The 15,390-nt window shown below is 73.0% G+C and carries 11 protein-coding genes; 2 read left to right on the forward strand and 9 right to left on the reverse strand.

The annotated features are described in order from the left end of the window. Nucleotides 1-8 precede the first annotated feature (8 nt). From AB0G28_RS29385 to AB0G28_RS29395, 3 genes are all read right to left on the reverse strand, one after another. Complete coding sequence (locus tag AB0G28_RS29385) at nt 9-719, reverse strand: LPXTG cell wall anchor domain-containing protein (RefSeq protein WP_361095968.1); 711 nt, start codon at nt 717-719, stop codon at nt 9-11. A gap of 272 nt (nt 720-991) precedes the next feature. Further along, nucleotides 992-2,509, reverse strand: coding sequence for an amino acid permease (locus tag AB0G28_RS29390; protein WP_361095971.1), 1,518 nt, complete (start codon nt 2,507-2,509; stop codon nt 992-994). Between the two features lie 98 nt (nt 2,510-2,607). Further along, nucleotides 2,608-3,525, reverse strand: a complete 918-nt coding sequence (locus AB0G28_RS29395) for a cation diffusion facilitator family transporter (RefSeq protein WP_361095974.1) — start codon at nt 3,523-3,525, stop codon at nt 2,608-2,610. A gap of 153 nt (nt 3,526-3,678) precedes the next feature. Between AB0G28_RS29395 and AB0G28_RS29400 the strand changes: the two genes are divergently transcribed. Beyond that, nucleotides 3,679-6,606 carry a BTAD domain-containing putative transcriptional regulator gene (locus AB0G28_RS29400; protein ID WP_361095977.1) on the forward strand — a complete coding sequence of 976 codons (2,928 nt, stop codon included), beginning with the start codon at nt 3,679-3,681 and terminating at the stop codon, nt 6,604-6,606. A gap of 285 nt (nt 6,607-6,891) precedes the next feature. On the opposite strand, the gene manA is transcribed toward AB0G28_RS29400, so the two are convergent. The 5 genes from manA to AB0G28_RS29425 form a co-directional block, all read right to left on the reverse strand. After that, nucleotides 6,892-8,121, reverse strand: a complete 1,230-nt coding sequence (gene manA, locus AB0G28_RS29405) for a mannose-6-phosphate isomerase, class I (RefSeq protein WP_361096087.1) — start codon at nt 8,119-8,121, stop codon at nt 6,892-6,894. A 53-nt stretch (nt 8,122-8,174) separates the two neighbouring features. After that, nucleotides 8,175-9,269 (reverse strand): hypothetical protein, encoded by a 1,095-nt coding sequence (locus AB0G28_RS29410; RefSeq protein ID WP_361095980.1) that lies wholly within the window; start codon nt 9,267-9,269, stop codon nt 8,175-8,177. Continuing rightward, complete coding sequence (locus AB0G28_RS29415; protein ID WP_072476466.1) at nt 9,253-9,474, reverse strand: Trm112 family protein; 222 nt, start codon at nt 9,472-9,474, stop codon at nt 9,253-9,255. The genes AB0G28_RS29410 and AB0G28_RS29415 overlap by 17 nt, the downstream gene beginning before the upstream one ends. A gap of 76 nt (nt 9,475-9,550) precedes the next feature. Continuing rightward, nucleotides 9,551-10,906 carry a phosphomannomutase/phosphoglucomutase gene (locus AB0G28_RS29420; protein WP_361095984.1) on the reverse strand — a complete coding sequence of 452 codons (1,356 nt, stop codon included), beginning with the start codon at nt 10,904-10,906 and terminating at the stop codon, nt 9,551-9,553. Nucleotides 10,907-10,985: 79 nt separating this feature from the next. Beyond that, complete coding sequence (locus AB0G28_RS29425) at nt 10,986-11,339, reverse strand: DUF3499 domain-containing protein (protein ID WP_033261311.1); 354 nt, start codon at nt 11,337-11,339, stop codon at nt 10,986-10,988. 81 nt (nt 11,340-11,420) lie between these two features. Between AB0G28_RS29425 and AB0G28_RS29430 the strand changes: the two genes are divergently transcribed. Next, on the forward strand, nt 11,421-11,885 hold the full coding sequence (locus AB0G28_RS29430) for a metallopeptidase family protein (protein ID WP_004559274.1): 465 nt from the start codon (nt 11,421-11,423) through the stop codon (nt 11,883-11,885). Between the two features lie 232 nt (nt 11,886-12,117). Here the strand turns inward: AB0G28_RS29430 and AB0G28_RS29435 are convergent, their stop codons facing one another. Continuing rightward, nucleotides 12,118-15,381 carry a glycosyltransferase family 2 protein gene (locus AB0G28_RS29435; RefSeq protein ID WP_361095989.1) on the reverse strand — a complete coding sequence of 1,088 codons (3,264 nt, stop codon included), beginning with the start codon at nt 15,379-15,381 and terminating at the stop codon, nt 12,118-12,120. Nucleotides 15,382-15,390: the final 9 nt, after the last annotated feature.

Genomic DNA, 15,390 nt, shown 5'->3' on the forward strand with positions numbered 1-15,390 from the left:
GCTCAGCTTCACTCGGAAGCCTTGCGGCGGAACTTCAGCAGCGCGAGCAGACCGCCACCGGCGACGAGCAGCAGGCCGGCGACCCAGATCAGCCAGCTGTTGTCGAAACCGGTGTTGGCCAGGCCGCCGCCGGTGCCCGACTCGTTGCCCGCCGGGACGACGGCCGGAGCGGTGGTCTTGGTCGGCGAGACCGAGGTCTCCGACACCGGAGCGCTCGGCTTCGTGCTCGTCGGCGTCGACGGCTTGGTCGGCGCGGTGGTGGCGGTCTCCGGCGGGGTGTTCTTGGTGGTGCCGCAGACGAACCAGTGGCTGATGGTCGGAACCTGGCGGCCGCCGTTCAGCGGGGACTTCAGGTCCTTCCACGGCGGGGTCTGGGACAGGCCCTTCTCGCCCGGGACGTAGATGTTGTAGCCGTCGCCGCCCTTGACCACGATCGCGGTGATCGTGACGCCCTTGGCGACCTGCTTGATCGTCAGGGTCTTGTCCTTGTTCGGCACACCACCCTCGATGTCGATGACATCGGTCGGCAGCTCGTCGGACTTGACCAGCGTCTCGCCGGGGAGCTTGGCGTTCTCGCAGGTGGTCACGTTGGTCTTCGGAACCGGCGTGGCCCGGCCGTCCGAGGGGTAGCAGGCCAGCGCGGAGCCGGCGGTCCCGATCAGGGCAGCGGTGGTGATCGCCATGACCGCCACGGCGCCGCGGAAGGTACGTCTGCGCATTGAGTGTCTCCTGTACCGAACGGGGGAAGAACGGCAAATTCGGGGGATCGCAGCGCCACCGCACGTGGTAATCACGCGGCTGTAATTCACCCGTCAGTGGCACACGAAGGAGGGAAACGTATCGCACGTCACCCGACCCCTTACAGCGGGTCCCCCATTGGGTACGAATCGCAAGATCCTTTTGATCAAGCCGTAACCTGGCGTTACGCAACCAAACGCGAAAAGCCCCGCCGACCTGGGGATCCAGGACGACGGGGCTTTTCTCGCGCAAGTCAGGCTTCGGGCACCTCGACGGGTTCCCCGGCCTGCCGCTTGCCCAGCAGGGAATGCCGGCGGCTGTACCCGAAGTAGATCACCACGCCCAGCACCATCCAGGCGAGGAACCGCAGCCAGGTCAGCACGGTCAGGTTCAGCATCAGCCACAGGCAGGCGAGGATCGCCAGGATCGGGATCAGCGGCACCAGCGGCACCTTGAACGCCCGGGGCAGCTCGGGCCGCTTCCGCCGCAGCACCAGCACACCGGCCGAGACCAGCACGAACGCGAAGAGCGTGCCGACGTTGACCATTTCTTCGAGTTTGTCCGCCGGGAAGAACCCGGCGGCGACCGCGACCAGGCCGCCGACGATGAGCGTCGCGCCCTTCGGCGTGCCGTGCTCGCCGGTCTTCGCCAGCCCGCGCGGCATCAGGCCGTCGCGCGACATCGCGAAGATGATCCGGACCTGGCCCAGCATCAGCACCATGACGACGGTGGTCAGGCCGGCCAGCGCGCCGAACGAGATGATGTTGGCCGCCCAGTCGACGCCGTTCGCGGCGAACGCCGTCGCGAGGGTCTTGTGGCTGCCGTCACCCGCCGAGGTGGCCAGGTCCTTGTACGACGTCATGCCGACGACCACCAGCGATACCGCGACGTAGAGCACGGTGACGATCACCAGCGAGCCGATGATGCCGCGCGGCACGGCCTTCTGCGGGTTCTTCGTCTCCTCCGCGGTGGTCGCGACGATGTCGAAGCCGATGAACGCGAAGAACACCAGCGAGGCACCGGCCAGCAGGCCGAAGACGCCGAACGAGCTGCTCGCGCCGCCCGCGAGCAGGGAGAACAGCGACTGGTCGACGCCCGTCTGACCGGCCCCGCCCGTCTCGCCCGGCGGGATGTACGGCGAGTAGTTGGCGCCCTTGATGTAGAAGAGGCCGAGGATGATCACGAACAGCACCACGGCGACCTTGATGCCGGTGATCACCATCGACACCCGCGACGACAGCTTCGTGCCGACGGCCAGCAGCGTCGTCAGGATCGCGACGACGAGCAGCGCACCCCAGTCGACCGTCACGCTCCCGATGTCGAAGGTCGTCTTCGTGCCCTTGCCGAAGAGGTAGCCGAGCACCGTCTCGAGGTACACCGACCAGCCCTTGGACACCGCGGCCGCGCCGACGGCGAGCTCGAGGACCAGGTCCCAGCCGATGATCCACGCCATGAACTCGCCGAAGGTGGCGTAGGAGAACGTGTACGCGCTGCCCGCGACCGGCACGGTCGAGGCGAACTCCGCGTAGCACAACGCGGCCAGCGCGCAGGCGATCGCGGCGAACACGAAGGCCAGCGAGACCGACGGGCCGGCGTAGTCGCCCGCGGTACGAGCGGTCAGCGTGAAGATGCCGGCGCCGATGACGACGGCGACCCCGAAGACCGTGAGGTCCCAAGCGCTGAGATTCCGGCGGAGCTTCGTGTCCGGCTCGTCGGTGTCCGCAATGGACTGTTCGATCGTTTTAGTGCGCCACAATCCCGTTCCGGGCACCGTTGACCTCCTGCGGCTGGCCTGCATGTATCGCAGTAAGTCACCCTAACGGGTCACCCTCGTGACGGCTCACCGAAAGTCACGAAGCAGCTCTTCGGCTATCGCGCAAGGCTCCGGTCGAGGTCCGGCTCGAGGTAGATCAGCTTGGCGACCGGCACCTTGGCGCGGACGCGGGCCTCGGCGTCGTCGATGGCGGTGGCCACCTCGGCCGTGTCGAGCCCCGGCACCATCGCCAGCTTCGCCGCGACGAGCAGCTCGTCCGGGCCGAGGTACTGCGTGCGGATGTGGATGACACGCTCGACCTTGCCGGCGGCGAGCTCGTCGACGATCGTCGCGAGCATCGGCTCGTTGGCGCCTTCGCCGATGAGCAGGCTCTTCATCTCGACGATCAGGATGATCGCGATGACGCCGAGCAGCGCGCCGATGAAGAGGGTGCCGACGCCGTCCCAGACCGGGTCGCCGGTGACGACGGCCAGCCCGACGCCGAGCAGCGCGAAGACGAGCCCGAGCAGCGCGCCGGCGTCTTCCAGGAGCACGACGGGCAGTTCGGGTTCCTTGGACTGCCGGATGAAACCCCACCAGCTCGCGTCGCCCTTGATCTTCTTCGACTCGGTGATCGCGGTGAAGAAGCTGTAGCCCTCCAGGCACAGGGCGACGACCAGGATGACCACCGCGACGATCGGCGACTCCAGCGGCTCGGGGTGGCCGATCTTGTGGATGCCTTCGTAGATGGCGAAGGCCGAGCCCAGCGTGAAGAGCATGAGCGCGACGATGAAGGAGTAGAAGTACCGGTCCCGGCCGTAGCCGAAGGGGTGCTCCTGGTCCGCCTCCCGCCGCGACGTCTTCTGGCCGAGCAGCAGCAGCCCCTGGTTGGAGGTGTCGGCGAGCGAGTGCACGGACTCGGCCAGCATCGACGACGACCCGGTGACGAGGAAGCCGGCGAACTTCGCCGCCGCGATCCCGGCGTTGGCCGCGAGTGCCGCGATGATCGCCTTGGTTCCGCCTCCAGCTGACACGACCGCTCCCCGGGTAGGTCCTGAATGTCCGGGTGGAGCCTAATGGGAGCGCGCACTCGGGACCGTCCCGACCGTGGCTAACCTCGGCCACCGGTTTTGTCGGACCCCTTCGCTACCGTGGCTTTCCCAGTCGACCACTCCGGAGAAGGTGACATGGCGCACTTCGGCGTGCTCGGGCCGCTCGCCGTCGAGAGCCCGCCCGGGCGGTGGCTCTCGCTGCGCGGGGACCACCAGCGCACCCTGCTGGCCGTGCTGCTGCTCCACGCCGACCAGCCCGTCCACGTCGACGTGCTGGTCGAGGCGCTGTGGCCCGGCGGCCCGCCGAAGTCGCACGCCTCCAACCTGCACACCTACCTCTCGCGGCTGCGCGAGAAGATCGACGGCCTGCGGATCGAGCACGGGCCGCTCGGCTACCGGCTGCGCGTCGAGCCGGACGAGCTGGACCTGCTCGTGTTCCGGTCCGCCGTCGCCGAGGCTCAGCGGGCCGGGGACGCCGCCGAGGCGTCGCGGCACTACCGGCAGGCGCTCGCGCAGTGGCGGGGGCCCGTGCTGGCCGGGTTGCACGTGCCCCGGCTCGATGCCGACGTCGCGCGGCTGGAGTCCGAGCGGCTGGCCGTCTTCGAGGACTGCGTCGACGCCGAACTCGCCGCGGGGCGGCACGGGGAGCTGATCGGCGAGCTGCAGACCGTCGTCGGCGAGCATCCGCTGCGCGAACGGCCGGCCGCGCAGCTGATGACCGCGCTGCACCGGGCCGGGCGGCAGGGTGACGCGCTGGAGGTCTACCGGCGGCTGCGGGCCACCCTCGTCGACGAGCTCGGCGTCGAGCCCGGCGCGGACGCCCGCCGGGTGCACGCCGCCGTCCTGCGCGGCGAAGAGCCCGTGCCGGTGCCCCCACCCGTCTGGCCGGTCTGCCAGCTACCGCCCGACATCGGGGACTTCACCGGCCGCGACGCGGAGCTGGCGGAGCTGACCGGCGTGCTCGGCAGCGGCGCCGGCGTCCCGGTCGCGGTGCTCAGCGGCGAGCCGGGCGCCGGCAAGAGCACCCTCGCCGTGCGCGCCGCGCACCGGTTGCGGGCGCGCTTCCCGGACGGCCAGCTGTACGTGCCCCTCGCGGACCGGGACATCGGTGACGTGCTGGCCGACCTCCTGCGCGCGCTCGGCGTGCCCGGCCCGGCGGTCCCGGACGACGTGCGGGCCCGCGCGGCGGTCTTCCGCGGCCGCCTCACCGACCGGCGGGTCCTGGTGGTGCTCGACGACGCCGTCGACCCCGAGCACGTCCGCACCCTGCTGCCCGGCACGCCGGGCTGCGCGGTGCTCGTGACGAGCCGTCGCCGGCTGAGCGGGCTCGCCGGGGCGCACCGGCTGGCCCTCGGCCCGTTGTCCGGGGCCGACGCCACCGAGCTGCTGCACCGGCTCGCCGGGGCGCGGGCGGCCCGGGAGGCCGCCGACGCCGAACGGATCGTCGCCGCGTGCGCGCGGCTGCCGCTGGCCCTGCGGATCGCGGGCAGCAGGCTGGCCATCCGCCCGCACCTGCGGCTCGCCGAGCTGGCCGACCGGCTCGAAGACGAGGTCCGCCGCCTCGACGAGCTCACCGTGAGCGACCTGGCCGTCCGGAGCAGCATCGCGCTGAGCTACGAAGGCCTGCGGCCGCCCGCGCGGCGCGCGTTCCGGCTGCTCGGCCGGTGCCGCCTGGCGGACCTGCCCGCCTGGGCGGTCACGACGCTGGTCGGCGACCCGGACGCCGACGAGGCCGTCGAAGAGCTCGTCGAGGCGAGCCTGCTGGAGGCGCGCGGAGCCGACCGGACCGGCGAGGGCCGGTACCGGATGCACGACCTCGTCCGGCTGTACGCCGCGGAAGGCCCTCCGGAAGAAGGCGGCGTCGAGACAGTGCTCGCCGCGACCTTCGCGCTCGCCGACGCGGCCGCCGCTCGCCTGCCGCGCACGGTGCCGATGCCGGCCATGGCCCACGAGCCGTTCGCGCAGCCGTTGCCGGACGCGCTGGTGGCCCGGCTGCTCGCACGCCCGGACGAGTGGTTCGCGGCCGAGCGCGCGAACCTCATGCGGCTCATCGGATCGCTGGGCACGCGGGAAGCGTTGCTGCTGCTGGACAAGCTCGGCGTGTACCTGTACCTGCACGGGCACTACGCCGACCTGCGCGCGAACTACGAGACAGTGCTGGCGACGGCGGACGACCGGCGGCAGGCCGTGCTCGCCGAAGCGCACTTGGCGTTGCTGCGGCACGCGCGCGGGCAGTACGAGGAGGCGGCCGCTTCGTATCGCGAATGCGCGAAGGAGCTGGAGGCCCACGGCGACCACCGCACCCACGCGTGGGTTTCGGCGAACCTGGCGCACTGCCTGATCGGGCTGGGCCGCGCCGAAGAAGCCCTGCAGACCGCGGCCGACGCCCGCGAACTGTTCACTGTGGACGGTCAGCCGGAGGCGGCCGGAGTCCGGGCCGCGGAGTCGGCGGCGCTGCTCCGGCTCGGCCGGGTCACCGAAGCGCGGGACGTCGACCGGGCCGCGTGCGCGTCGGCGCGGGACACCGGCGACCCGCGGCGGATCGGCACGGCACTGCACGAGTTCGCATGGTCCTCGCTGCTCACCGGCGACCACGCGGAAGCGGCGGCGGCCATCGCGGAGTCGGTGGACCTGCTGCGCGAGACGGTGGCGCGCTCGGCGCTGGCGAAGTCGTTGCGCACGCTGGGCGCGATCTCGGCGGCGACGGGCTCCCGTGACCGCGCGACGGCCGCGTTCGAGGAGGCCCGCGGCATCGCCAGGGAACTGGACGAACGCCCGCGCGAGCTCTCCTGCACCCGCGCGATCGCGGCCGGCTGGGTCGGCGAAGGCCGGGCGGCGCAAGCGATCCCGGTGCTCCGCGCCTGCCTCGACGAATTCCGCGAAATGGGCGGCAAGGCCGCGACGGGCCTCACCTGGTTCGTCCTCCAGCGGGCCTACGCGGCCGCCGGCGACGAGGCTTCGGCGTCGGAAGCCGCCGCCGAGGCCGCGCGCCTGGCCGACCCGCGCGACGCCAGCGCGGCCGCCGTCCGGCGTGTCCTGCTCGCCCTCACCGAACCGGCCTGACGAGGTGGTGCCGCCCCCTCGCGGCACCACCTCAAGCCCACGGACGCCGGGCGAACAGACCGGCGCCACCCCCAGGGAACCGGCGGCGCGCACCAGCGCACCAGGGTCATCCCCTCGGGTGTAGATCGTGGCGCAAGCCACCACACGGAACGCACACGGAAACCCCGGGGCGCACGTACCCAGAGAGTCGGCTCGCGTACCCAGACAGTCGGCTCGCGTACCTGGACGGTCGGTTCACGAGCCGACCCTGCAGGTACGCGAGCCGACCCTCCAGGTACGCGCGGGTCAGTCCTCGCAGGTGCCCGCCGTGGCGCGGAAGAGCTGGGAGCGGGCGCCGGCCAGGGAGCGCACGCGGACCGGCGGGTCCGCCGCCGGCAGCCACACCGACTGGCCGCGGCGCAGTTCGACCTGCTCGCCGTCGTCCGCCGTCACCAGCAGGGAGCCCGCCGTGCACAGCAGGATCTGCGGGCCGACGCTGTCGACCGAGATCTCGTCGTCCTGCCCGGCAGCCCACTCGACCCGCGACAGCTCGAACTCCGGCGCGTCCGTGCGGTACACCGCCATCCGGCCGCCGACGTCACCGCACTGCACCGGCATCTCGCCGCACGCGAAGTCGACCACGCGCAGCAGCTCCGGCACGTCCACGTGCTTCGGCGTCAGGCCGCACCGCAGGATGTTGTCCGAGTTCGCCAGGATCTCCACGGCGGTGCCGTGCAGGTACAGGTGCAGGTTGCCGGCCGGCAGGTAGATCGCCTCGCCCGCGCGCAGCGTCAGGCGGTTCAGCAGCAGCGCCGCCAGCACGCCCGCGTCCCGCGGGTGCGCCTCGCCCAGCTCCAGGATCGTCCGGCACTCGGCCGCGAACTCGCCGTGTTCCTGGACGTGCCGGACACAGGCGTCCAGCACCTCCGGCAGCAGCGAGTCCAGCGACGGCTGCGGCAGCGTGATCCACGTCGTGAACAGCGCGCGCAGCCCGGCCGGGTCCGGCTGGGCCTCCAGCAGTCCCGTGTACTTCGCCAGCCCCGGCGTCTCGATCGCCTTGAGCAGCTTCACCGTGCGGTCCGGCGCCCGGAACCCCGCCAGCGCGTGGAACTCCGTCAGCGCGCAGACCAGCTCGGGCTTCGCCGTCGGGTCCGGGTAGTTGCGGTTCGGCGCGTCCCTCGGGATGCCCAGCTGCTCTTCACGGGCGTGCCCCTCCGCGGCCTGAGCCGCCGAGGGGTGCGCCTGCATCGACAGCGGCTCCTCCGCCGCCAGGATCTTGAGCAGGAACGGGAGCCGCCCACCCCACCGCGTCGCGCACTTCTCGCCGAGCTGGGTCACCGGGTCGGCGTCGACCAGCTCCAGCAGGCTCCGCTCGGTGCCGTCCGGGCCGATGACGTGCGACGGGTCACCCGGGTGGGCGCCCATCCACAGCTCGGCCTCGGGGTGCGGCGCGGGTACCGGACGGCCCAGCAGCTCGGGGATCGCCGTCCGCGATCCCCAGGCGTAGGGCCGCACCGCGTTGCGCAGCAGCTCCACTGTCACCTCAACTCCACTCCTTCGGCACCGGCAGTGCCGGTGCTAGGCGGGTCTCACGCCGTCGCGGGCGCGAAGCGGCCCGCGCCGCCGATGCTGCCCGCCGCCAGCCCGAGATAGACCGCCGCCAGTTCGAACCGCAGTGCCAGCACCGCGGCCCGCACGATTTCGTCGGCCTCGATCTCCTCGGCCGGCGCGATGACGTCCGCACCCGGCAGCAGATCCTCGGCCTGGTAGCGCGCCGCGTCCGTGGCCGGACCGGTCCGCACCGAGAGGAGCAGCACCCGGGTGGGGATGTCACCAGAGGGATCGTCCGGATCGGCGAAGATGTCACGCTCCGCGCCACCTGATTGCGCCGCCCGCCGCAGTGCGGGGCGCGCCAGGGCCTGACGATAGTCCTCGACGTCGCACACCGTGGCCGCGTGGGCGGCGAAAGCGTGCGCAGCGTGTTCGCCGACGGCGACCGCGACCGGGTCCAGCCCCCACAGCAGCGGGACGCGGTCGGCCACCCGCAGCGCGAGCGCCTTGGCCGGGTTCGCGAACGACTCCCGGGCCAGGTAGTCCTTCTCGGCTTCGAGGTCCAGCTGGTCGGCCAGCACCTGGACGTCGGAGATCAGCAGGCCCAGCGCGTTCGCGGTGAGCAGCCCGGCGGCCAGGCCACGCGGGAACGCCAGCTCCGGCGGCACCGGGATGCGCGGCGCCAGCAGCAGGCCCTTGCCCGCGACGGCGGCCGCCACCGGCCCCTCGGACGGCGCCGACAGCACCACCGAAGCGCCGTAGCGCGCGGCGCGTTCCAGAGACGCGGCGAGCTCGCGGTCGCCGGGGTCGTCGGTGTGCGCGAACACGACGTCGAGCGCGCCGATCCAGCTCGGCACCACCTCGGCGACGACCACCGGCACCGGGCACGACGGCGTCAGCAGGGCGGCCAGCAGCCGCGTGAGAGTGCGGCTCACGCCCGGCCGGTCGATCAGCACGAGCGCGCGCGGGCGGCCCATGTCGAGCCGGTCGGACAGCTCCAGCTCGGCGGCGATCTCCGCGGTCGCCCGGACCTGGGCGCCGGCCATCGCGGCGGCACGGAGCAACCCCGCGCTGTCGGCCTCGGCCAGCCGCGCGGGGTCGTCGAGCAGCGTGTCGTCAAGCACTGTCGGCATCGGAGTTTCCGTGGTCCCCGGGCAGGGTCGCCTCGTCGAGGAGCAGCACCGGGATCCCGTCACGGACGGGGTACACGCGACCACATTCGGTGCAGGTCAAGGCGTCGGCCTCGGGGTCGTCCGGGGCGCCCGGCCGGAGCGGGGCGTGATCGGGCGACGGGCACGCCAAGATCTCGAGGAGCTGGGCGTCGAGCGTGATGGCCATGGTTCCTCCATACCACGCAGAGAGGTGTGATGAAGGGCACCTTCAGGACACAGTTGCGCCCTTCATCGCGGACTGGTCAGCTGCGGATGAGCGCGAGTACTTCGTCCACCAGCCCCTGCACGGCCTCGGTGTTGGCGGCCTCGACGTTCAGGCGGAGCAGCGGTTCGGTGTTCGACGGGCGCAGGTTGAACCAGGCGCCACCCGGCAGCTGCACCGTGAGGCCGTCCAGCTCGTCGATCTCCACGCCGGACCGGGCGCCGAAGGCGTCCTTGACGGCCATCATCTTCGCGACCTGGTCGTCGACCGTCGAGTTGATCTCCCCCGAAGCCGCGTAGCGGGAGTACGCGCTGGTCAGCTCGGACAGCGGGCCGCTCTGCTCGCCGAGCGCGGCGAGGACGTGCAGCGCCGCCAGCATGCCGGTGTCGGCGCGCCAGAAGTCCCGGAAGTAGTAGTGCGCGGAGTGCTCGCCGCCGAAGATGGCGCCGGTCTTGGCCATCTCGGCCTTGATGAACGAGTGCCCGACGCGGGTGCGGACCGGCTTGCCGCCGTGCTCGGCGACGATCTCCGGCACGCCCTTGGACGTGATCAGGTTGTGGATGATCGTGCCGCCCGGGTCCTTCGCGAGCTCGCGGACGGCGACCAGCGCGGTGATCGCGCTCGGCGAAACCGGTTCGCCGCGCTCGTCGACGATGAAGCAGCGGTCGGCGTCGCCGTCGAAGGCGACGCCGGCGTCCGCGCCGACCTCGCGCACCTTCGCCTGCAGGTCGACGATGTTCGCCGGGTCGAGCGGGTTGGCCTCGTGGTTCGGGAAGCTGCCGTCGAGCTCGAAGTACATCGGCACGATGTCGATGGGGAGCCCGGCGAACACGGTCGGCACCGTGTGGCCGCCCATGCCGTTGCCGGCGTCGACGACTATCTTGAGCGGACGGCTGCCGGACAGGTCGACGAGGTTGCGCAGGTAGGCCGCGTAGTCGGCGAGGACGTCCCGCTCGGTCACCGTGCCGCGCTGGCCCTCGAACCCGGGCACGCCCTGCTCGACGGTGTCGCGGATCTCCGCGAGCCCGGTGTCCTGGCCGACCGGGGACGCGCCGGCGCGGCACAGCTTGATGCCGTTGTACTTGGCCGGGTTGTGGCTGGCGGTGAACATCGCGCCCGGCATGTTCAGCGAGCCCGACGCGAAGTACAGCTGGTCGGTGCTGGCCAGCCCGATGCTCACGACGTCGAGGCCCTGCGAGGTGACGCCCTCGGCGAAGGCCGCGGACAGCGCCGGCGACGAGTCGCGCATGTCGTGGCCGATCACCACGGAAGGCGCTTCGGGCTTGATGAGCAGGGCGAACGCGGCGCCGAAGTCGCGGACGAGGTCCGCGTCGAGCTGCTCGCCGACCACGCCGCGAATGTCGTAGGCCTTAACGATGCTCGAAAGGTCTGGCACGCCGTCTCCCGCGAATAGTCGTCCTGGCGCCCGCTGCGCCGCGCGGAAAGCCTACCGGCGGTGTGAGTGGGTTACGCGTTCAGGCGCGGCCCGGCAGCACCCGCAGGTGGCCGCGGCGCCCGGACGGGCCCTCCGGCTCGGGGGCGGGCGCGGGTTTGTCGGAGCGGCCGGCCTCGCGCACGGCCTCGGCCAGCGCGGTCAGCTCGTCGGCCGACGGGTCCGGCGCGGCGAAGGCGCCTTCGTGCCGGACGACTTCCCACCCCTTGGGGACGGTCAGCCGCAGCGCGTGGGCTTCGCAGAGGTCGTACGAATGCGGCTCGGAGGCGGTGGCCAGCGGGCCGACGACGGCGGTGGAGTCGCTGTAGGCATACGTCAGCGTGGCCACAGCTGGCTCGAGACAGCCAGTACGCGAACACTTCCGTACGCTCCGCACGAAACGAAACGATAGCGCGTCGCCGCAAGGTCTCCAGGAGCGACACGCGCTGCGACCCGCCGACCGCATAGACTTCGTGGCGTGGCGACGGCTCGTGACTACCGACAGCGGCGGCGCTCGCGACGGGACCGGCACGGCCGGGGCCTGCGCGGGACGCTGTATCCGGCGACCCTGCCCGCCGCCGCGAGCCGCGCGGAGCGGTTCGACGCCCTGGTGCTCGACGCGCTGGAGCCGATCGAAGCCCGCTGGCGCCACGAGCTGACGAAGCTCGACGTGGCGGTCGACGACGTGCCGGAGGTCCGTGAGAACGGCCACTCCCCGGCGGACGGCGTCCTGCACGACGGCGCGGTGCCGTTGTCGCGGCTGGTCCCCGCGGGGGTGGACCGGACGGGCCTGCCGACGCGGGCTCGGATCGTGCTCTACCGGCGGCCGCTGGAGGCGCGGGCGAAGGACCCGTCGGAGCTGGCCGAGCTGGTCCACGACGTGCTGGTGGAGCAGGTGGCGGGCTATCTGGGCGTGGAGCCGGACGTCATCGAAGGCGAGTAGCTCCCGACTGAGAGCTCGCCGCGACGCCGGCCGGTGTCGCGAATGACTCATTCGGGACGTGCGAGGTCCCCAATGACTCATTCGCGACGCTCGGAACCCCGCGGCCTCGCACGGTGGGCGGTGGTGGGCTCTTAGCGGTGGTCCCGTCCCCGGCGGAGGTCGCTGCGAAGCCCACAACCCGCGCGCGTGGGGGGACCCCCGGTTTTTACGTTACCGGCCGGCACCGACAGTTTCAGGGGCGCCGCCGGGCCGGGACCGCCGTCAGGAGCGTGAACAGCACCGCCGCCAGCTGGGCCAGCAGCAGCAGGTTCCGTTCGGTGCCCGGGTATTCGACCGTCACCTCCGACGAGGCCGGTGGCACCGACACCGCCACCTGGTGACCCCACGCCGGCACGATCGGCACGCTCTTGCCGCCCACCGACGCCTTCCAGCCCGCCTCCTGCTCCGCGGCCAGCACCAGCAGCCGCCCGGTGGGGCCGTCCGACACGCGGACGCGGACGTCCGGCAGGTTCGCCCGGACCGGTGCGACACCCGGCGCGTTGCCCGGTGCGCCGCCGCCCGTGACCGCCGCCTTCGCCTGCTCCGGCGAGATCAGGATCACCTGACCGGCCGGGGGCAGCAGGCGGAGCACGCCACGGCCGTCCGACGTCGGGGCGGCCACCGACACCATGTCCTTCGCGAGCGGCAGATACGCCTGGGGGTCGACGCCCGGCGGCAGCACCACGAACTGCACGCCGGCCACGGCGGCCGAGGCGAACCCGCGCTGGACGGCCGCCGCGTCGCCCTGGCCCAGGTCCCGGCGCCAGGAAGCCAGCCGGGTGGGTGTGCCGGGCGTCGGGGCGAGCTCGTCGTCGCCGTAACGGGGCAGGCGGCCGCCGGTCTGGCGGGTCGCGTCGGGCGCCAGGTCGAGCACCGACCGGCCGGACGCCGCCAGCTCGGCCGTCACCTCCGGGGCGAGCGAAGGCCGGTCGCCGGCGCGAAGCGGTCCCTGGGAGCCGATGACCACCGCGCCGGCCGCCAGCCCGAGGAACACCACGACCCCGGCCACCGCGAACACCTTCGGCAGCCACGTCGCCGGGATCCCGGCCGAGCCGCCGCGCTGCCAGGAACCCAGCACGACCCACAGCAACCCCGCGCCGACGATCAGCAGCGGCACGCCCGCGTAGCCGTGCGCCGCGGGGCCGCCCTGCATCGGCGTCGCGGTCACCAGCCGCACCAGGACCAGCCCGCCCGCGCCCAGCGCGGCCAGCGCGAGGCCGCCCGCGGCGAGTTTCGTCGGCCGCACGACCAGCGCCACCAGCGCCGCCGCGATGACGGCCACCCCGATCGGCCAGGCGCCCGGTCCGCCGGGGTCGAGCCCGGCCAGATCCGTGCCGGAAACCGCCGCGGCCGCGCCGCCCAGGCCCTGCACCAGCAGTTCCGGGTGCCGCAGCAGCACGGTCGGCCACGGCAGCAGCAGCGCCAGCGGCAGCAGCACCACGATCCCGACCGACGCGATCCGCCGCGCCAGCCCGGTCGGCGCGGGCAGCACGACGAAGCCGATCAGCAGTCCCGCCAGCGCGAGCCCGTGCGCCAGCGGGGAGAACGCGCCGAGCAGCGCGACGCCGAACGCCGACAGCGCGGAGACGTGCAGCCAGCGCGTGTCCGCGTGCCCGAGCAGCCCGGCGATGCCCGCGGCGACCAGCGGCAGCACGAGGTGCACCACGACGACGTCGAGACGGCCCTGGGCCACGCCGGCGGTCGCGGCAGGCAGCAGCGCGTAGGTCGCGGCGACGACGGCGCGTACCCAGCGACGCACGCGAAGCCGCCGCGTCGCCGCGTACGCGCTCAGTGCGGACAGCGGGATGTCGCCGAGGAGCAGGATCGCCACCAGTGCCGCCGGGCCGCCGATCGGGGCGAACACCGCGCCGAGCGTGCCCAGGACCGGCAGTGTCGCCGATGCGGGCGCGCCGGTGCCGCCCGCGATCGCGTGCCAGGGGGTGAGGTAGGACGACCAGATTTCGCCCAGCCCGCCGACGGGGAGCAGCTTGCCCCCGAAGAGGTCGAGGCCGAGCCGGGCCCGGTTGACGACCAGCCCGAGCGCGGTCATCACGACGAGCAACACCACCGGCGGCGCGAAGACCGTGGCCGCCAGCACGCGGCGGCGGTTCACCTCGACGAAGACGAGTTCGGGTTCCGGCTCTTCGGCTTCGGCAGTGTCCTCGGCGACCGGCGCCGGGGTTTCGGGCAGTGCGACGGCGACGAGCGTGCCCGGCCGGCGCAGCCCGGATCCGCGTGAGCTGAGCCCGCGCAGAGCGCCGGCGGGCAGCGCGTCCGGCCCGACCGGACGGTTGTCGCGGGCGTCGAGCGCTTCCGGCGTCACCCACGCCGACTCGGTTTCGACGGTCTCGGGCACGCGGCCGAGCGCGACGTCGTTCTCGACGCCCCGGCGCACCAGGCCGACGACACCCGCTCGGACGGCGTTGCGCAGTCGCGTCCAGCGTCCGGTGAAGAGCCCGCGAACCGTGCCCGGCCGCGGATTCCGCCGTCGTGCCGCGCGCGCGGCACGCAACCGGCCGCGTCCGCTGAGGAGGTACGCGGTGGCGGCGAACTCGGCCCGCGCTTCCCCGGTGCGGCGCAGCAGGACGAAGGCCAGCGCGCGCAGCACCGCCAGGAGCGGGAGCCGGATCATGCCCAGCCAGAAGGAAAACGGCGAGCAGTTCACCAGGAACACCCGCAGCCCGTGGGCGCGGTTCGCGGCGGGCAAGGGCCCGGCGACCGCGTCCGCCGTGCGCCGTCCGGTGGTGAGGGCGCGCGCGTGCCGCACCCGCGCGGCCGGCACGGTCAGGACGACGCCGCCGGCGGCGTTCGCGCGCCAGCCGAAGTCGAGATCTTCGCGCAGCAACGGGAAATCCGGGTCGAAGCCGCCGAGGGCGTCCCAGGCGTCGCGGCGCACGAGCGAGCCCGCGCTGGGCACGGCGAGCACCTCCACCGGGTCCTCCCCGGTCGCGGCGACCTGCTGGCGGTGCCCCGAAGCGTCGGTGGAGAGGCCGGCTTCGACGATCAGCCGCGGATCCGTCCAGTCGAGGCCGAGCGCGCCGAGCACGGTCGCCGAGGGTTCCTTCGTCGCCACGTGGAGCAGTTGCTCGAGGCAGTCGGGATCGGGCGCGCAGTCGTCATGCAGCAGCCACAGCCAGGACCCCGGATCGCCCCAGCGTCCGGTGGCGTGCTCGACGGCTTCGGCGACCGCCGCGGCGAAGCCGGTATCACTCGAAAGCGTGACGACACCGGAAAGCACGGGGGCCGCGTCGGGGCCGGGATCCTCGGCCGCCTCGGCGAGCAGCCGCGGGGTCGCGTCCGTGGAACCGGTGTCGACGGCGAGGACGTGCCGCGGCCGGACGGTGCTGCGGCGCAACGCGGAAAGCGCCAGCGGCAGCCAGTTTTCGCCGTTGTGACAGACCACAATGGCCAGAACGGGGGCGGTGCGCAGGACGGGCGGCGCGGCGGTGCGGGGCAACGAACGCTC

Origin of the sequence: Amycolatopsis sp. NPDC021455 (genome assembly GCF_040640995.1) — a bacterium.
Classification (GTDB): domain Bacteria; phylum Actinomycetota; class Actinomycetes; order Mycobacteriales; family Pseudonocardiaceae; genus Amycolatopsis.